The organism is Clostridium sp. MCC344 (assembly GCF_018785365.1).
In the GTDB taxonomy this organism is placed as follows: Bacteria; Bacillota; Clostridia; order Lachnospirales; family Lachnospiraceae; genus Pilosibacter.
This window is the reverse complement of record NZ_WQPQ01000044.1, coordinates 1-18,612: the sequence shown is the minus strand read 5'-3', so window position 1 is coordinate 18,612 and position 18,612 is coordinate 1. Positions and strand designations below refer to the sequence as shown.

General features: G+C 51.2%; 14 protein-coding genes. 1 reads left to right on the top strand and 13 read right to left on the bottom strand.

All coding sequences use genetic code 11. The annotated features are described in order from the left end of the window. Positions 1-29: 29 nt before the first annotated feature. The 11 genes from GPK90_RS11870 to GPK90_RS11820 all read right to left on the bottom strand — a co-directional run bounded on the left by GPK90_RS11870 (position 30) and on the right by GPK90_RS11820 (position 14,647). Positions 30-383 (bottom strand): hypothetical protein, encoded by a 354-nt coding sequence (locus GPK90_RS11870; RefSeq protein ID WP_118298487.1) that lies wholly within the window; start codon positions 381-383, stop codon positions 30-32. A gap of 284 nt (positions 384-667) precedes the next feature. After that, positions 668-2,773 (bottom strand): heavy metal translocating P-type ATPase, encoded by a 2,106-nt coding sequence (locus tag GPK90_RS11865; RefSeq protein ID WP_252197447.1) that lies wholly within the window; start codon positions 2,771-2,773, stop codon positions 668-670. Positions 2,774-2,778: 5 nt separating this feature from the next. After that, positions 2,779-3,093, bottom strand: coding sequence for a DUF6110 family protein (locus tag GPK90_RS11860; protein WP_118298445.1), 315 nt, complete (start codon positions 3,091-3,093; stop codon positions 2,779-2,781). 316 nt (positions 3,094-3,409) lie between these two features. Then, a complete protein-coding gene (locus GPK90_RS19600) occupies positions 3,410-3,766 on the bottom strand; it encodes a Fur family transcriptional regulator (RefSeq protein ID WP_118298444.1) in 357 nt (118 codons plus the stop codon). Between the two features lie 100 nt (positions 3,767-3,866). Next, a complete protein-coding gene (locus tag GPK90_RS11850; RefSeq protein WP_118529735.1) occupies positions 3,867-4,235 on the bottom strand; it encodes a heavy-metal-associated domain-containing protein in 369 nt (122 codons plus the stop codon). A gap of 519 nt (positions 4,236-4,754) precedes the next feature. Next, positions 4,755-6,635 carry an LTA synthase family protein gene (locus GPK90_RS11845; RefSeq protein WP_215703082.1) on the bottom strand — a complete coding sequence of 627 codons (1,881 nt, stop codon included), beginning with the start codon at positions 6,633-6,635 and terminating at the stop codon, positions 4,755-4,757. A 118-nt stretch (positions 6,636-6,753) separates the two neighbouring features. Further along, positions 6,754-7,836: a 16S rRNA (cytosine(1402)-N(4))-methyltransferase RsmH gene (gene rsmH, locus GPK90_RS11840; RefSeq protein WP_118298441.1), complete on the bottom strand. Its 1,083-nt coding sequence runs from the start codon at positions 7,834-7,836 to the stop codon at positions 6,754-6,756. Between the two features lie 301 nt (positions 7,837-8,137). Further along, positions 8,138-9,634 carry a C69 family dipeptidase gene (locus GPK90_RS11835; RefSeq protein WP_118529733.1) on the bottom strand — a complete coding sequence of 499 codons (1,497 nt, stop codon included), beginning with the start codon at positions 9,632-9,634 and terminating at the stop codon, positions 8,138-8,140. 253 nt (positions 9,635-9,887) lie between these two features. Further along, positions 9,888-13,652 carry a phosphoribosylformylglycinamidine synthase gene (locus GPK90_RS11830; protein ID WP_215703081.1) on the bottom strand — a complete coding sequence of 1,255 codons (3,765 nt, stop codon included), beginning with the start codon at positions 13,650-13,652 and terminating at the stop codon, positions 9,888-9,890. A 223-nt stretch (positions 13,653-13,875) separates the two neighbouring features. Further along, complete coding sequence (locus tag GPK90_RS11825) at positions 13,876-14,490, bottom strand: sigma-70 domain-containing protein (protein ID WP_118298438.1); 615 nt, start codon at positions 14,488-14,490, stop codon at positions 13,876-13,878. Continuing rightward, positions 14,462-14,647, bottom strand: coding sequence for a hypothetical protein (locus GPK90_RS11820; protein ID WP_147352474.1), 186 nt, complete (start codon positions 14,645-14,647; stop codon positions 14,462-14,464). The genes GPK90_RS11825 and GPK90_RS11820 overlap by 29 nt, the downstream gene beginning before the upstream one ends. A 404-nt stretch (positions 14,648-15,051) precedes the next feature. Between GPK90_RS11820 and GPK90_RS11815 the strand changes: the two genes are divergently transcribed. Then, positions 15,052-15,927, top strand: coding sequence for a LysR family transcriptional regulator (locus GPK90_RS11815; RefSeq protein ID WP_142411683.1), 876 nt, complete (start codon positions 15,052-15,054; stop codon positions 15,925-15,927). A 61-nt stretch (positions 15,928-15,988) separates the two neighbouring features. On the opposite strand, the gene GPK90_RS11810 is transcribed toward GPK90_RS11815, so the two are convergent. Next, the gene (locus GPK90_RS11810) at positions 15,989-18,352 is read right to left on the bottom strand and encodes an ATP-dependent DNA helicase (RefSeq protein WP_215703080.1); all 2,364 of its coding nucleotides are present in this window, start codon (positions 18,350-18,352) and stop codon (positions 15,989-15,991) included. Then, positions 18,352-18,498: a hypothetical protein gene (locus GPK90_RS11805; RefSeq protein WP_215703079.1), complete on the bottom strand. Its 147-nt coding sequence runs from the start codon at positions 18,496-18,498 to the stop codon at positions 18,352-18,354. Before GPK90_RS11805 ends, GPK90_RS11810 begins: the two co-directional genes overlap by 1 nt. Positions 18,499-18,612 lie beyond the last annotated feature (114 nt).

Below are 18,612 nucleotides of genomic sequence, written 5' to 3'. Positions count from 1 at the left end.
CACACTTTTACCTGTTTGCCAACGCTTCGTTATCTTTTCTTATCTTCCCGGAAGCTCTTGAGGACCAGCGTCGTCGGATACCGGTATGCGTAGGTGCAGCTCTTCATGAGCTCCACTTCCTCCGGATTTCTGCAGACACTTAAGATCATGTTCTCTTCCTCGGAGGTCAGATATGCCTCTCCGTTTCCGTCGCGATCCTTGATATCTTTGTAGATCCGGTATTTCTTATAGAAATCCGGGCAGGATCCCTGCCGCATCTTTACCGGCTCCGGAACGATATTGACCCGGTACTGATCCGACATTCTTGCCAGAATGTTGTGGATCCTTTCACAGTATTCCCTCGAGACGAGTCTCGGTGAAGGAATACAGATCATATAGTTCATATTTGTGCCTTCCTTTGTCATTTTTAAGAAGCAGATGGCAGACTTCTGCCACATGCCTGCATTAGTATAGCATGAAATCCGCCGCTTGTGAACCACTAAATCGAACACAGCCGGACTCCTGACAGGCGCGGCACAACAAGTGAAAACACGCTTCGCGAGTTTCCCCTTGTTATCGCGACAGTCGCCAAGGTCTCGCGCAAGCGCGGACTTTGGCCCGTTGTCCGCGTAAAAAATACCCGCAGCCGGATGTTTCCGGCCGCGGGCAGATCGGTCATTCTTATAGTTTAATGTTTTTTCTCCTCATCCTTCAGGAGATTCGTCATGCTGTGCATGCTGATGCACAGAGTTGACGTATTGTGGAGCAGGGCGGATGTCGCCGGAGCGAGTACCCCCATCACTCCCAGGATGATGAGACCGAAGTTAAAGCTGATGACAAAGCGATAATTTCTGTGGACACGCTGCATCAGCGCATTGCTGATCGCTTTTAAGGTCACAAGCTGGAACATCGCATCCTCAGAGATCGTGATATCCGCGATCTCTCGCGCGATCTCAGCGCCCTCGCTGATCGCGATACCGACGCTGGCTGCGGAAAGAGCCGGGGAATCGTTGATGCCGTCGCCGACCATGATGACCTTGTGGCCTGCGTTCTTCTCCGCCTCCACAAAGTTTGCCTTATCTTCCGGGAGAACCTCTGAGTGGTATTCATCCACACCGACTCTCGCAGCGATCGCACGCGCTGTTCTCTCGCTGTCACCTGTCATCATGACGATCTTTTTGATCCCGAGTTTCCGGAGTTCTTTCATGACCTCCGGAGCTTCCAGACGGAGCGGATCCTCGATGCAGATCACAGCCGCCAGTCTTCCCGCGATCGCGAGATACAGGTGGGAGTACTCTGCCGGGAGTGCCTCAAACTTCTCTTCCTCGCCCTCCGGGATCACGCACTTCTCATCCTCAAATACGAAGTGGTAGCTTCCGATCAGAACCTTATCCTCTCCGATATGGGAGGCAATTCCATGGGCCACGATATAGTCGACTTTGGAATGCATCTCCTCATGGATGAGTCCTTTTTCTTTGGATGCCGCAACAACCGCGTTCGCCATGGAGTGTGGGAAATGCTCTTCCAGGCAGGCAGCGATCCGGAGCATCTCATCCTGATCGCGTCCCTCAAAGGTGACAACATCGGCAACGACCGGCTGTGCCTTTGTGAGTGTGCCGGTCTTATCAAAGACGATCGTGTCCGCCTCTGCAACGGCTTCCATGAAGGAACCGCCTTTGACGGTCATCTTGTAGCTGCTCGCCTCTCTCATCGCGGAGAGAACGGAAAGCGGCATCGCAAGCTTTAACGCGCAGGAGAAATCGACCATAAGGATCGAGATCGCCTTCGTCACGTTTCTCGTGAGAAGGTAGGTCACGATCGTGCCGCCGAGACTCCACGGAACGAGAGCGTCCGCAAGACCGGATGCCTTCGTCTCAAGGGAAGATTTCAGTTTTTCTGAATCCTCGATCATCTTGACGATACGCTCAAATCTTGTAGATCCAGCTGCCTTCTTGACACGGACAACGATATTTCCTTCCTCGACCGCAGTTCCTGCATAGACGTACATGCCGTTCTCTTTGCGGACCGGTTCGGACTCGCCGGTCATGGACGCCTGGTTTACCATCGCCTCGCCGGACTCAACGACGCCGTCAAGCGGGATCACGCTGCCGACATGGATGGAAACGAGGTCTCCTTCCCTGATATCGGAGATCGGGACAAGGACTTCCGCATCTCCTGTCTTCTGCCATACCTTCTCGATATTTAAGGACATGCTGCCAGCAAGATCGCTGACGGATTTCTTGTGGGTCCAGTCTTCAAGAAGCTCACCGATCCCGAGAAGGAACATGACGGATCCTGCCGTGTTGAAATCGCTTCTCAACATGGAAACCGTGATCGCGGTCGCATCGAGGACCTCGACTTCCAGTTTTCTTCCTGCAAGCTTTCTGACTCCTTTGATGATATACGGAACAGACTGGATCGCAGTCCATACCGCGCGGACCGGAGCCGGAAGGAAGATCTTTGTGAAGCATCTTGTGAGACACTTAGTCACAAGCTTTTCCTGGAATTCCTGATTTAACGCTCTGGTTCCGGTTGTCGGCACGAGTTCATTTAATTTCTCATCGTCAAACGAGAATTTTAAGATCTCTGCAATGAGGTCTTCCTTCGTGCCAGTATAACTGATCGCCGCATCTCCGATTCTCTCATATACCTTTGCTGCCGTTACCTGTGGAAGGGATGCGAGATAAAAGGAAAAGAGGTCCGCCTGTCTGATCGACAGGCGTCCTCTGGTGAGATGGATTCGGATACGGCCTCTGATTTCATGCTTTACCGTAAATCTGATTCCTGTTTTCATGATGATTATTCAGCGTCCTCTGTATTTTCTGCAGTCTCTGTGAGATCCTCTGCTGTCTCTTCTTCCTCACCGAACTCTTCTTCCGCACGGGCACGGTTGATCTCCTTTGCCTCTGCAAGAACATCCTCAGCGTTTGCCTGGATGTTGGAAGCAGTTGTCATCACGCACTCTTTTGCGCGGAGACCTGCTGCGAGACAGTTAATATATAATTTCTTTGCATCCTGGCTTCCAAGGACCTTGATACCTGCTGTTCCAAAGAGAACACCACTTGCGAATACAGCGACATTTTTTAATTTTAAGCATTTCTTTACATCTAACATTTTTAAATCCTCCTGTAAATAAAAAATAGAATCACTAGTTTATCTGTAACTGTAAAGATACGAAACAGTTACGGTCATCCCGGTCACTTATGTTTATAACCGGTATACATGACCATAGCAAAGCAGAAAACGGTTGCCCACGCCCAGAATTTATGGTGTTTCATCGGTCCTCACTTCCTTGCTTTCTTTTTTATACACAACGGGAAAAACCGGAAGGTCTTTCTGCGTTTTCAACATGGTAACACCACACCTCCCGGTTAGTCAAATATAATGTCTTTAATTGAGAAACTTTGTCAATTTTTGACAATTATCTCTTTTATGACGCGCTGACGGAACAGCATTTTTCGTCGTCTTTTTCAGTCTTTCTGAGCCCGCTTTTTCCGTGAAATTCCGGTGCGATGATCTCGCTCTCCCCATCGACCTGTTCTCCCGATTCATCGGTAAAAACATACTGGTAAACACGCTTTAAAACGCCCATCTCCTCCAGCATCCGGATCGTCCGGTAGACAGTGGAAAGTCCCACAGTCGAATCCCTCTGCACAGCCTCATAGTAAACTTCCTTGCAGTCTGTCCAGTTCTGTTCCAGGATCACGTCAAGGATGACCATTCTCTGTTTTGTAATGCGTTTTCCAAGCCTCTGGAATTCATTCACGATGTCTTTTTTCTGCCACATCCGGCATCCCTCTCATTCCTGTAAAATCGTTGCTGCCTGTACACAACATATCCGTCAATCTGATCTTGCCGATACTTCGCATTCCGAATTAAAAAATTTCCTACGCCTGCTTCCATTCAATATCGCGGAGCACATATCCGGCTTTGCTCACGGTATCGCGGATCTCACGGTCCGTCATTTTTGTCTTCATCCGGACATCGGCTTCCTTCTTCTCGAGGTTTACCTCCGCCCAGTTGCCGTCCTTCTCGTTGAACGCATTCTCCACATGGAGCTTGCAGTGTTTGCATTTCATTCCATCGACGCCGACAACTGCATAGTACGGATAATCCGACGTATTTTTATCCTGCACCTTGATCTTTTTCTCCACGTCCTTCGATCCGCAGCAGCCGTAGACGAACTGGTGCATTGCCCCTTTCACTGCAAAGATCGCGACCACGATCAGTACAACGATAATAATTCCGTTTATCATTGATCACGCCTCCTTTTTATCGCAGCCATGCCATGACTTCACAACCGCAAAAACAGCACATTTCGGATTCCCTGTGGGGGTATCTTTATCGGCTGTTAGTTCCTACTAACAAAGATTAGCACTAACTAACCAAGTTGTCAATCCTATTTGAGAAATTTTTTGAACAAGTGAAAACACGCTTCGCGAGTTTCCCCTTGTTATCACGACAGTCGCCAAGGTCTCGCGCAAGCGCAGACTTTGGCTCGTTGTTCGCGTAAATTAAAAGAATATGCCTCAGTACATTCGGGCGTCTCGCGCGGTCGCTTGCGACAACCTTCATCTCGCGCGAGTGCGCATCTTAGGCGCACAGTGCCTTTTTGCTTACAGGAAGTTCCATCGGAATTTTCTGTAAGCAAAAAGGACAGCCCTCTTTCAGGCTGCCCTCTGTTTTATATTTGTCTCAGCAATTTCGAAAAATCTTATGAATTCATGCTGACCAGAATGATACGCCAAGTCATACATGCATTCGGCATAAAGTTTTTACTGCGAAATCGAAAACATCTCATTTACGGTCTTCGGATCCAGGCTGTGGTTGTATACAAGGTTCTCGTACTCCATCAGCTGTTCCTTCCACTCGTACTCTCCGCTCTCCGCGTCCTCCCAGCCATGGTAAGTTCCGTCCGACTCCCAGATGCCGAGATGATGGATGATCGGGAGCTTTTCGGAAAGCTGCAGTAAAAACTCGTTGTACGGAGTCAGTGAGAGGTTCGCGCGCTTTAACACGTAGGAAGAAAGGTAGATCGCACCTAAGCGTCCCATATCCTCCGCAGGCTGGTCGTAGTTGGTCCAGATCACGAACGGAGTCTCGTACCAGCACATCTTCTGCTCGTTCGGGGCCTTCGCGCTCTCCACTCCCATCGCCTCGTCAAAGAACTCGTCCTCGATCCCTGGCTGGTGGTCGCCGAACATGACGATCATCGTCGGCTGGTCGCACTGGGAGAAATAATTTACGAGCCACTCAAATGCCTCATCCGATTTTTTCACAAGAGACAGGTACATATCCGCCTCCGGATACTTTCCTTCCATGTCCCCGGTAAGCCATACTTCCTGATCGAAGTTTGCGAACGGGATCGTATATCCGCCATGGTTCTGCATCGTCACATTGAAGAGGAATAACTTGTCATCAGGATTTGCCTTCTTTTCGACATACTCCGTGATGAGTTTAAAATCGCTCAGATCGCTGATATAATTTCGGAGCTCATCCCGGCCCTCATAGGCGCTGATATCCATGAAATCGTCAAATCCCATGTTATTGTAGCAGATCCGGCGGTTCCAGTTCTCTGCCGGGTACGGGTGCATGGCGACAGCCGTGTATCCCTGGTCTTTCACCGTGCTGACCATGGAGCGGACGCCGGGATTTACATAGAACTGGTAAGCGATGCTGCCTCTCGGCATCAGGTACATGGAATCACCGATCAGGAACTCAAACTCAGAGTTGCTGGTCATCGCGCCGAACACCGGCATGCAGAGTTTTCCCTTTACGGTATTCTCCGTCAGACTGTTGAGGAACGGGAAATACTCTGTATTCGTCGTAAATTCCCCATCCACCGACAGGTCGGAAAGACTCTCGTTCATGATGCAGATGATGTTGGTCGGCTGGACCGCATCTCCCGCTTCCACCGCGGCCGCCGTCTCCTCGTTCTGCTCTTCTTCGCTTCCCACATATTTTTCATAGATCTCCTGGATCTTCGCCTGGGAATAACCCTCCGGAGCTTTCTTTACCAGATATTTTAAGGATACCGCCGACGCCAGCACATAGCCGTTCTCCGCGTAGGAAGTCGTCGGGTCCCAGAGATTTACCTCCAGTCCCAGTTTCGGGACAAGGACCGTGTAGAAGCCGCCGATAAACACCGCGACCGCAGCAGCGGATCCGCCAAACACGGCAGCTCTTTTTTTCTTCCCCCTGATCCTCACCGGCACGAGCTGCGCCAGTACATTCCACATGATCAGGAGGATCCCGCAGATGATCATCATAAAGGTCGGTGTGTAGTTATAGCTCCCGGCCACCGTCATCGCGGTCTTCACCGCAAGGACATCACTCATCATGATCGGGCGGCTTCTGAAGGATACGACAAAGGCTTCCGCCAGAGAGATCACATAAAGGATCACGGAGGATACAGGGATGGAGATCCGGCTACTTCCGGAGATTCCGAATACCAGAAGGTACAGCGCAAACATCCACACCATGTTCAGCACCGCATTTTTCGGCAGCACTGCGGCAAGATTTCCTGTCACTAGTTCAAACATGATGTAGGATAATACCGGCGACAAGAAGAATATCGCCGCGGCTCCCGCGCGCTCGAGCCCACTCCCTTCTTTTCTCTCGTATTCCTCTGTTGTTTCTTCTATCTTTTTGTTCATAATCTATTTTTCTTTCTGATTCTGTCTTCCGGAAACCATTCCGCCAAATGAATACTAAGATTTGCTGAACCGTTTCCTTCTCTCATTTCCAAGTTCCGTTTCCGAGCCTGTTTTTTCTTTACATCCTGTGCGGATTTTCGCCATCCCGGATCGCCCAGCGCATCTTTGTGGATCTTGCACGCGGGTTTCTCTGGCATTCTTCCGCCGATGGACGGATCACATCGCTCGCAACGTCGCTGTAGATTCCTTCCTTTTTGCCGTCCTTAAAGTAATACTTTACAAGGCGGTCTTCCCCGGAATGGAAGGTCAGGATCGCAGCTCTTCCGCCCGGTGCCAGGATCCCCGGCAGTTTTGAGAGGAAGCTTTCCAGAACCTCGAATTCCTGGTTGACATCGATCCTCAGCGCCTGGAAACATCTCTGGCAGGATTTCTTCACGGCTTCCTTCCGCTCTTTTTCCGGGATAAAAGAAAGCACCTGCTCGATCACTTCTTTTAATTCCGTGGTCGTCTCAATATACTGACGTTTCCGGTTTCTCTTTGCGATCTCCCGTGCGATCTCCTCCGCATAAGGCTCATCGGAGTTTTCCGCGAACATGCCCGCGATCTCTTCCATATCCATCTGTTTTAAGCGCTCCGCCGCAGATATTCCTTTTTCCGGGTTCAGGCGAAGATCCAGCGGACCATCGGCCTTATAAGTGAAACCGCGCTCCGGGTTGTCGATCTGCATCGAGGAGACACCGAGATCTGCCAGGACAAAGTCAAACAGCCCCGCCTCCGGGACGAGCCTGTCGATATCGGCAAAGTTCATCTGTTTTATCGTAAGGATCTCCTCTCCGAAGCCGCGTTCCTTCAGGCGTTCCTTTGTCTTTACGATCTCGATCGGATCCACGTCAAGAGCATACATATGCCCCTGTCCTTCCAGCTTTTTTAACATCTCCGTCGTGTGACCGCCGTATCCAAGTGTGGCGTCCAGCCCCTGCATTCCCGGCTTGATATCCAGGAAATCCAGGATCTCTTTCACGCAGATCGAGATGTGCATGCCGGCCGGAGTGCTGCCCTTTTTGATGACCTTTTCGATCGTATCGGCATATTTCTCCGGATTCTGCTCTTTATACTTTTCTTCAAACCGTCTCGGGTGTGTCCCGCTGTAACGGACACGCCGTTTGTGCACCGGTGCTCCCTGTACCTCTTTTTCTTCCATCTTAAAACCTCATTTATCCTGTATTCAGCTTCCATGCGCCTTGCGCTCTTTCTGTTTATCTTAACACAAAAAGGCGCGGCATGTAAATCTGAGCATTTTCTGCCATAAGTAGCATAACGGGATGAGGTTCCCGTGTCAAGCGTCAAAAAGTACAAAAATATGACAAAAGACCTCCGCCCGGGATCCTGCGGCCTGATCTACACCGCATCATCCCTGCAGAGGTCTCGTTCTGAGAAGAATTTATCAGCTTCCACCGGCCGGAATTACGCGTCAAGTCTCACATGCGTTCGGCCTGAACTTGTTATGCGTCAGATCTTGAAAACGCGTTCTTCATGGAATTGCTGAGCTCAAAGAGCACATGATCCAGGGTATTCCCCGTCTCTTCCTTTAACATCTTTGCGATCTCACGGTTCGCTTTCTCCAGAAGTCTTCTGCTCTCCGCCGGATCCGTGATCTTTGCAGCCTCGGCGTCATACTTGCGGAGCAGGGCATGTCCTTTCGCCTGGACCGCATTCTGGTAGCGCTCGATGTGGATCGCAGATTTCGCAAAAGATGCGTCCGCCATCGCGGCGATCATTCTTGCCGACCAGTAGAAATTCCCTGTGGAAACTTCCTTTGTGGTGTTCGCAAGGTATTCCGGAGTCTCGTCAACAGCCGCATAGAACGGGACCAGCGTATTGAACGCGTTGGACGCGAATGCAAGCCACTGGACTGCCTGGCAGTTTGCCGGAACGTCCGGGCGCATCTGGATCAGAGCCAGGAAATCGTTGCGGTTGATCCCGATCGCGCGGTATTTGCCCTTCTGGAGGCCGTCCCCGCTCTTCGCATACGGGTCGAACGGAGTTCCCTGGAAATGGGAGGAAAGTGCATATTTGACATCCTCGACTGTCACCTTCTTCTCCGGCACCATGCTCCACGGGATATCATCGGACTCCGGCGTATAGTCCGCATCCGGTCCATCCCACTTCTTTGTATGCGGGTTAAAGTAGCGGCACATGAACCATGCTCTCGGAGTATTGTAGATGTGATCGGAATCACTGTGGCTTCCAAACGCAGCTCTCGCATCAAAATGACTGCCATTTCCGCCGTTTAAAGAGAGGTCCAGATGGTTCTCTGCGATAAATTCACGAAGGTCCGAAGAACACATATGCTCCTTCTGCTCAGAGAACGCATCGTTTAAGTCAAACTCATCGATACCGAACTGGTTCGGCATCACCACATACCGGTCATCCGGAACACGCTTTGCGATCCAGTGATGGCCGCCGATCGTCTCGAGCCACCAGATTTCACCCGCATCCTGAAAAGCGATGCCGTTCATCTCATAAGTCCCGTACTTCTCCAGGAGACTTCCGAGGCGGATCACGCCCTCTCTCGCACTGCTGATGTACGGAAGTGTGATGTATACAAGGTCTTCCTCACCGATCCCGCCGGCAGCTTCCTCTTTTCCGTCCTCCGCCGGCTGATATTTTACAAGCGGATCTGCGCCGAGCACGCGGGCGTTCGATGTGATCGTCTCTGTCGCTGTCATTCCCACGTTCTTCTCATTAACGCCGCTGGCCGCCCAGATCCCCTTTCCTTTGATCGCATTCGGGACTGCCGTAAATTTCATCGGGTCGCCCGGAAGCTCGATCTCCACATGGGAAAGGACTGACTTGTATACCTTCGGCTGCTCCTCCGGATGGATCACCACGAATTTCTTCGCCGTGAAATGTCCGGAACCGGAGTCATCGTTTCGCGCGATCATCGTTGAACCGTCATATGATGCGTTTTTTCCTACCAAGATTGTTGTGCATGCCATATCAGATACCCCCAAAATTCAATTTTGTCATCATGGTTTCGCGGCTGCCTCCTGAGCTTTCCGCAGGAAACTGTCCTGCGAAGCGGTCTTCATTCGGCCATTCTGTCCGCCGGCCACGGATATCTTCAGTTTAGTACGCGCCCTGGTTTCTGTCAACTAACTGAATCACCGCGGTGATGTGACAGGAAACAGCACCACAGCAAATGCCCCGGAGTACGCATCCCCCGGGGCATTCAAAGTATCAGTATTTCAATTATTTAAAGTACTTCACACCGCTCTCAAACAGCTTCAGATCCTGTTCTCCGGTGATGTTCTTTGCAACGAAGTCGCCACGTCTCTCTGCGTGACCCATCTTGCCGTATACACGTCCATCCGGACTTGTGATACCTTCGATCGCCATGAAGGAGCCGTTCGGGTTCCAGTACTCATCCATCGTCGGATTGCCGTTAAGATCCACATACTGGGTCGCAACCTGTCCGTTTGCAAAGAGCTTGTCGATCCACTCCTTCGGAGCTACGAAACGTCCCTCACCGTGGGATACCGGGTTCATGTAGATACCGCCGAGCTTTGCCTCAGCAAGCCACGGGGACTTGTTGGAGACAACCTTTAAGTTCACCATCTTGGAGACATGACGTCCGATCGTGTTGTAGGTCAGGGTCGGAGAATCCGGCTTCTGCTCTACGATCTTTCCTTCCGGAACGAGTCCGAGCTTGATGAGTGCCTGGAAGCCATTGCAGATACCGAGCATGAGTCCGTCACGCTCATTTAAGAGCTTCATGATCTCGTCCTTTAATACCTCGTTGCGGAACGCGGTAGCAAAGAACTTCGCGGAACCTTCCGGCTCATCGCCTGCGGAGAATCCGCCCGGGAACATGACGATCTGCGCCTGCCCGATGGATTTTCTGTAAGTTTCGACAGAATCACGGATATCCTCGGCGCTCATGTTCTTAAATACCTTCGTGATGACATTCGCTCCGGCGCGCTCAAATGCCTTTGCACTGTCATACTCACAGTTTGTACCCGGGAATACCGGAATGAATACGGTCGGAGTTCCGATCTTGTGGTCACAGATCACGATGTTGTCTGCCTTAAATACTTCGTTCTTAACTTCTTCCTTCTTCACGCCGCTCTCGGTCGGGAATACATCCTCAAGAGTCGCATCCCATGTCTTTAATGCCTCATCGAGCGTGATGGAGACATTGCCGTACTCAAAGTCTGCCTTGTCGGTAACCTCACCGATCACACGGTAGCTCATCTGAAGCTCTCCGACCTTATCTGCCGGAACCTCGCATACGATGTCGCCCCATGCTGGTGCGAAGAAGTCTCTCGGATCCACGTCATGCTCGATCTTTACGCCTAAGTGGTTGCCGAATGCCATCTTGCTGACAGCCTCTGCGATACCGTTCGCCTCAGCGGCATAAGCGGAGATCACGCGGCCTGCCTTGATGTCCTCATGAAGTTTATCATAACCATCCATGATCTGCGCGTAATCCGGGAGATCATAGGAATCTTTCTTGATTTCAAGTACAACGATCTTGTTTCCGGCTTTCTTGAATTCCGGAGAGATCATGTTCTTTGCGTTCGCCACATCAACTGCGAAGGAGACGAGTGTCGGCGGAACGTCGATCTCCTTTCCGCTCTCCTCATCAAAGGTTCCGGACATGCTGTCCTTTCCGCCGATGGACGGAAGCCCGAAGCCGAGCTGTGCGTTGTAAGCACCGAGAAGTGCTGCGAACGGCTGGCTCCATCTTGTCGGCTCGCTGCTCATTCTGCGGAAGTACTCCTGGAATGTGAAGCGGATCTTCTTATAATCGCCGCCTGCTGCCGCGATCTTCGCAACGGATGTGAGGACCGCATAGATCGCGCCGTGGTACGGGCTCCAGCTGGAGAGATACGGATCGAAGCCGTAGCTCATCATGGTCACAGCGTCGCACTTTCCTTCGAGGACCGGAAGCTTTGCAACCATGGTCTGGATCTCGGTCTGCTGATATTTACCGCCATACGGCATCATAACGGTAGATGCGCCGATGGAGGAGTCGAACATCTCAACGAGACCTTTCTGGGAGCATACATTTAAGGAGCCGAGCATCTTCAGCCATTTTTCCTTAACGTCTCCCACTTCTTTCTTTTCAAACGGGGTTCCCTCGTGGTTCGGAACTTCCAGGGTCACGTCTGTCTCCTGGTGAGCACCGTTCGTATCAAGGAACGCACGGCTTAAATCAACGATGGTCTTTCCGCGCCATGTGAGAACGAGTCTCGGGCTCTCGGTAACCGTCGCAACCGTCACCGCCTCAAGGTTCTCTTCCTCTGCGTAGCCTAAGAATGCGTCAACATCTTTCGGGTCAACAACAACTGCCATTCTCTCCTGGGACTCGGAAATCGCAAGTTCTGTTCCGTCAAGACCTGCATACTTCTTCGGAACCTTGTCAAGGTCGATCAGAAGTCCGTCTGCGAGCTCACCGATTGCTACGGAAACTCCGCCTGCGCCGAAGTCGTTGCACTTCTTGATCAGTCTGGAAACTTCCGGACGGCGGAACATTCTCTGGATCTTTCTCTCAGTCGGGGCATTACCTTTCTGGACCTCAGCGCCGCAGACCTCGATGGATGCCTCTGTGTGCACCTTGGAGGAACCTGTCGCACCACCGATACCGTCACGTCCGGTACGTCCGCCAAGTAAGATGATCACATCGCCCGGATCGGATGTCTCACGGATGACGTTCTTTCTCGGAGCTGCTGCCATAACGGCACCGATCTCCATTCTCTTTGCAACATATCCCGGGTGGTAAAGCTCTTTTACATAACCGGTCGCAAGTCCGATCTGGTTTCCGTAGGAGCTGTATCCATGGGCAGCCTCTGTGACGATCTTTCTCTGCGGGAGTTTTCCCTTTAATGTCTCATTTAACGGTTTTGTCGGATCTGCCGCACCTGTGATGCGCATTGCCTGGTATACATAAGTACGTCCGGAAAGCGGATCACGGATCGCACCGCCGAGGCATGTCGCAGCGCCGCCGAACGGCTCGATCTCGGTCGGATGGTTGTGAGTCTCATTCTTGAAGTTTACAAGCCACTCTTCTGTCTTTCCGTCGATCTCGACCGGAACAACGATGGAGCAGGCGTTGATCTCATCAGAAACCTCGAGATCTTCGAGTTTGCCCTCTTTGCGGAGCTTTTTCATGCCCATGATCGCAAGGTCCATCAGGCAAACAAACTTGTCGTCGCGGCCTTTGTAGATCTCTTTATGATCCGCAAGATACTGGTTATAAGTGTCCTCAATCGGCTTTTTGTAGTCACCGTCTGTGAATGTCACATTTTTCAGCTCTGTGGAGAATGTCGTATGACGGCAGTGATCGGACCAGTATGTATCGAGCACACGGATCTCTGTCACAGACGGATCTCTCTTCTCCTCGTTCTTATAGTAATTCTGGATGTGAAGGAAATCCTTGAAGGTCATTGCGAGATTTAAGGAGCTGTAGAGTTCCTTTAAAGCCGCCTCATCCATATCTTTAAAACCGTCAAAGATCGCAACATCCTCCGGCACATCAAATACGGTCACAAGTGTCTCCGGGATCTCCTCGGACGCCTCTCTGGAGTCCACCGGGTTGATACAGAAGGACTTGATCGCAGCGATCTCCTCAGCGGAAAGCTTTCCGGAGATCACATAAGTCATTGCGGAGCGGATCACCGGCTCCTCATTCTCATTTAATAACTTTACACACTGCTCCGCAGAATCAGCTCTCTGGTCGAACTGCCCAGGCAGATACTCGACGGAGAATACCACGTCGTCCGCGCCATGCGGGAATGTCTCCTCGAACACCTCATCGACCGGCGGCTCGGAAAAAATCGTTCCGAGTGCCTCTTTATATACATCCTCAGAAATATTTTCAATATCGTAGCGGACCAGTACACGAACGCCCGTTACCTCTGTAATGTCAAGGTAGCTCTCGATCTCCTCGCGAAGCTCTCTCGCCTTGATTGCATATTCCGGTTTCTTCTCAACAAACACGCGCTTTACGCTCATAGTCTCTCCTCCTGGAAAACGGCTTTGTCCGATGGTTGTTATTTTTCATGACTGCAGCGCCACCTCGTGCGGAGCAATCCATTTTCCATTATCATAGCACAGATTTGTGTGATTAGTAAAGTTAATATATCTAATTTATTTTATTACTTATGCTTATCAGTTGTCACATCCAGCATACTCCCACAGCGATGAACTCTTTTCCATCCTGTATCACCGCAAATTATTAACTCTGCAGATCCTGATTGATCTTGCTCATGCTGAGCGCATCCATTGTCACCTTCATGATCTCCCGGACCTCGTCCTCCGTCATCTTCATGCGCTCCGCAAGCTCCGAAAGCTTCGCCTCACGCCCAAGCTCCTCCGCCATGGACTTTGAAACCTCCTGGAGAACATTGACGCGCGCCAGCATCTCCTCCTCGATATCCGTCTCCTTCTTCTGGTCGTTGATGATCTCCTCCATGCGGACACGAATCCGGCTCTCTAAAAGCTTCTCAAAGCTCCCCTCAAAGCCTTCATCCGCCAGCATCATCAGCTCCATACTCGCCTCCTGGATCAGATCCGCCATCGGGACGCCCTTATTGATATAATCCTGAACAAAAAACAGCGCATTTTTCAGATTACCCTCGATCAGACGCTCCCTCGCCGCCTTATTCCCACTCCGGATCTCCCCGAGCAGCTTCTCATTCTCCTCCTCACTGCACGGAGGGATCGCCGCGATCTCTTCCATATATACACGGTAAATATCTTCTGGATTCAGCTCCTCATTCGCATTGTTGAACTCGTCATCAACATTCCCACTCTCATTCTCATTACTGCCATATCTCATTTTCTCTGCCATGATCTTCTCTCCGTTCTTCTATTGATAAAAATATAAACATATCAAAAATTCCATGTTCCCTGTAAGCATACCATATTTTTTCCCTGACTTCCATAGTAAAGAAAAAACCTATTGCACCAGGCTCGCAGAATTTACTTCTCTCCTGGAATTCATACATAAGCACATGTCACCCGCAAAAATAACGAAACTTCTGCCCAACGATTGTCACTATCCACAGAAACATCCCTTCTTAAAATATGCCAGCAATACCGCCGCCGGCGGTGAGCGTCCGGACAGGAGTGCATGATCCGGGGATCTGGCTTCCTCTTAGCTCGCGGGTGACTGCGTTGGAGAACAGCGGACACTTGTTTGAGCGAAGCGAGTTGTGTCCGCTGTTCTCCGCCCTTAGCAGTCTCCCGGGAGGTTAGAGGAACCATCCCCGCATCCCCAGCACTCCTGGCCGGATGCTCACCGCCCGCCAACCAATTTGGCAACAGCAGGCAACAACCAATTTTCCTTTTCCCCCTTTTCAAATCCCCCATTCTATGATAAAATAACCTTGTTTCATTAGGAGGACTAATAATGGATATCAACTACGAATTATATAAAGTATTTTACTACGTCGCAAAAACCCTGAGCTTCTCCGAGGCCTCCAAATGCCTCTACATCTCCCAGTCCGCGGTCAGCCAGTCCGTCAAGGTCCTGGAGAAAAAGCTCGGCCAGACCCTCTTCATCCGAAGTACAAAACGCGTCCAGCTCACCCCGGAAGGCGATATCTTATTTAAACATATCGAACCGGCGATGAACCTGATTCACAAAGGCGAGACCCAGCTCTTAGAGGCAAACACCTTAAACGGCGGCCAGCTCCGTATCGCCGCCAGCGACACGATCTGCCGCTATTTCCTGGTCCCGTACTTAAATAAATTCCACAAGCTCTACCCGAACGTCCACATCAAAGTGACAAACTCCACCTCGATCGAGTGCGCCCACATTTTAGAGAACGGCCAGGTAGATTTCATCATCACAAACTACCCGAACTCCGGTCTCTTAAACACCCACAGCGTCCGTGCCATCCGCGAATTCCGCGATGTCTTCGTCGCAAGCGCCGAGCACTTCCCGCTGCAGGATAAGACCTTCACACTCGCCGAGCTTCTCGATTATCCGATCATGATGCTCGACCGCAAGAGTACAACCAGCGAGTTTTTACACTCCATGTTCCAGAAATCCCATCTCGACCTGGTCCCGGAGATCGAGCTCAGCAGCAACGATCTTCTGATCGACCTCGCAAGGATCGGCCTCGGGATCGCCTTCGTCCCGGATTTCTGTATCCCGGAGGACGAAAAACAGCTCTTTATCCTAAAGCTCTCCGAGACTCTCCCGGTCCGCCAGCTCGTCGTTGTCCACAACGAGAACCTTCCGGTCTCCCAGGCTGCAAAGCAGTTTATGGATATGCTGTAGGATTAAACCAAAAAGAGTCATGTCCCGCTCAACTACATGCCGGACATGGCTCTTTTTTCTTTTACTTTCTGCTCTCCCAGAAATCCTCCATGCACTGTCCCACGTTTCCCCGGTTCACCATCTGAAAATGTTCCCACTCTCTCGGAAACAGTTCCAGATATTCTCTCTTTAAGAACCGGTCATCGAGGAGCAGGATGATCCCCTCATCCTCCGTGGTCCGGATCACGCGCCCTGCCGCCTGCAGAACCTTATTCATCCCCGGATACTGGTAGGCAAAATCAAAGCCCGCCTCCTCTTTCTCCTCGAAATATCCGCGCAGGACTTCCTGCTCCACACAGACCATCGGAAGCCCCGTTCCGACGATCACAGCGCCGATGAGACGTTCCTCCTTCAGATCAATTCCTTCCGAGAACACGCCGCCCATCACGCAGAAGGCCGCCAGCGAATGATTCCGTTTCTTCTCAAATTCTTCCAGAAATTCCTGTCGTTCCTGCTCCTTCATTCCCTGTCCCTGCACCAGAAGATCTGCCGGAAAATCCAGCTCCTCCACAGCCTGTTCGACCTGCTCCATATACTGGTAGGAAGGAAAGAACACCATATAATTTCCGTTCTTCGACCGGACAACCTCCCGGATATACTCCGCAACCTTCCGGTATTCACTCGCACTCCGCCTCGAATACCGGCTGCTGACATCCGTCGCCACCATGAGAAGCCGCTTCTCTTCCGCAAACGGGGAGTTCGCATAGACCGCGTAATCATCCTCATTTCCTGAGAGCAATGTCTTGTAATACCGGATCGGCAGCATCGTCGCCGAGAACAGGATCGTGCTGTTCCCCTGTGCCATGCAGAGTGAAAGATTCGAGGACGGATCCACGCAGAACAGCCGCACTTTAAAGGAAGAAACGCCCACATTTTCCGCGTAGATCCGGTAATGATCATCCAATAGCTCATAGACATTCAGGAAATCCCGGAGTCCAAAATAAAAGTCAAGGACCTCGTCCCGCCCTTCAAAATCCGGAAAATCCTCCAGAAATGTCTCCACATCCGAAAAGACCGCCATCGCCGCTGCCGCCAGGGATGTCACATCCGATAAGAGCTGCCATGTCTCGTATTCCCGCTTCATCGCAAGCATCACCTGATTGCACTTCTCGAGATCCTTCGTAAGCTTCGGAGCTTTGCCCTTTGTCAGGCGCTTTACCGTGAGAATATCTTCCTTTTTTAACTCAGCACTGTACATCTCCCGCGCCCGCGAGACGAGATTATGCGCCTCGTCCACAAGGAACAGATATTCCCCCGTCTGCCCGTCCGCAAAATACCTTTTCAGGCGCACATTCGGGTCAAACACGTAGTTGTAATCGCAGATGATCCCGTCCGTCCAGCTTGAAATATCAAGGCAGTATTCAAACGGGCATACCTTATATTTTTCGGCATATTCCAGGATTTTCTCCCTCGTCATCTCCTGTTCCAGATGCAGGATGTCAAAGACAGCCTCGTTCACCCGGTCAAAATGTCCCTTCGCATACGGGCATGCATCCGGATTGCACTCGCAGTTTTCCAGCGGGCAGAGCTTTTCCTTCGCCGTGATCGTCACAGAAGTAAAGATCAGTCCCTTTCCCCGAAGGATCCGGAGTGCTTCCTCAGCGACCGTCCTCGTTACCGTCTTTGCGGTCAGATAAAACAGCTTATCGCCTTTTCCCTCCCCGATCGCGTGGACCGCAGGGAACACCGTGGAGAGCGTCTTTCCGATCCCGGTCGGTGCCTGGATGAACAGCCGCTTTTTCCGGCTGATCGTGCGGTAGACAGACACCACAAGGTCTCTCTGTCCCTCCCGGTACGGGTATGGGAATTCCAGATTCCGGATCGATGCGTCGCGGGTCAGCTCATGGTGGTAGAGATATCTCGCCCATTTAAAATATTCATGGACCACGCCCGAAAACCACTGTTCCAGTTCTTCCTTTGAGCGGTCGGTCTGAAACCGCCGGATCTCCTCCGTCTCCAGATTGCAGTAGGTGAGCTGCAGGCGGATCCCGTCCAGATCCTTGTCGCAGCAGTAGAAATACCCGTAGCACATTGCCTGGGCGAGGTGGACTTCGATCGGTGCTTCCAGTCTCGCAACATCCGTATACATGCCCTTGATCTCGTCGATCACCGTGATCCCGTTTTCCGTGAAGATCCCGTCCGCCCGGCCTTCCACCGAAAGAACGATCTCCTGCTCGTCATCCGTGACTTCATGTTTCAGCGGGACCTCCGCCCGGTATCCGGATCCCATCCGTTTCTGGATCTTCCTGTGGATCCGTCCCCCGGCCAGCATCGCATCCTTCTGGGCGTTCCCGGACCTTCGGTTGTCGATATCTCCGGAGCGCAGAACAAACTCCACCAGATTCCGGACCGAGATCCGGATCGATCTTTTATTTTCCTCGCTCATCACATGCGCTCCCTTTCATTTTCGTAAATCAAATATATCTGCACATCTCCTGCGCCGTCCGCAGAAAATACCAGAACTGCAGGCTCTGAATCGCTGCTGATGTTTCCATATTTCATGTCTTTTGCAAGTATAACATTCCAGAACAAAGCTGTAAACTCCGGGTACAAACAAGTGAAAACACCCTAAAATGAAAATTTAAATTCCACTTCTCCAAAGGGCGGTGGAGTTTACTCTTGCACAGTTGATATTTACTCATGCAT

Coding starts and splice junctions, on each gene's coding strand:
- GPK90_RS11870 (WP_118298487.1), bottom strand. CDS start 383: ATGAACTATATGATCTGTATTCCTTCACCGAGACTCGTCTCGAGGGAA.
- GPK90_RS11865 (WP_252197447.1), bottom strand. CDS start 2,773: ATGAAAACAGGAATCAGATTTACGGTAAAGCATGAAATCAGAGGCCGT.
- GPK90_RS11860 (WP_118298445.1), bottom strand. CDS start 3,093: ATGTTAGATGTAAAGAAATGCTTAAAATTAAAAAATGTCGCTGTATTC.
- GPK90_RS19600 (WP_118298444.1), bottom strand. CDS start 3,766: ATGTGGCAGAAAAAAGACATCGTGAATGAATTCCAGAGGCTTGGAAAA.
- GPK90_RS11850 (WP_118529735.1), bottom strand. CDS start 4,235: ATGATAAACGGAATTATTATCGTTGTACTGATCGTGGTCGCGATCTTT.
- GPK90_RS11845 (WP_215703082.1), bottom strand. CDS start 6,635: ATGAACAAAAAGATAGAAGAAACAACAGAGGAATACGAGAGAAAAGAA.
- rsmH (WP_118298441.1), bottom strand. CDS start 7,836: ATGGAAGAAAAAGAGGTACAGGGAGCACCGGTGCACAAACGGCGTGTC.
- GPK90_RS11835 (WP_118529733.1), bottom strand. CDS start 9,634: ATGGCATGCACAACAATCTTGGTAGGAAAAAACGCATCATATGACGGT.
- GPK90_RS11830 (WP_215703081.1), bottom strand. CDS start 13,652: ATGAGCGTAAAGCGCGTGTTTGTTGAGAAGAAACCGGAATATGCAATC.
- GPK90_RS11825 (WP_118298438.1), bottom strand. CDS start 14,490: ATGGCAGAGAAAATGAGATATGGCAGTAATGAGAATGAGAGTGGGAAT.
- GPK90_RS11820 (WP_147352474.1), bottom strand. CDS start 14,647: ATGTATGAATTCCAGGAGAGAAGTAAATTCTGCGAGCCTGGTGCAATA.
- GPK90_RS11815 (WP_142411683.1), top strand. CDS start 15,052: ATGGATATCAACTACGAATTATATAAAGTATTTTACTACGTCGCAAAA.
- GPK90_RS11810 (WP_215703080.1), bottom strand. CDS start 18,352: ATGAGCGAGGAAAATAAAAGATCGATCCGGATCTCGGTCCGGAATCTG.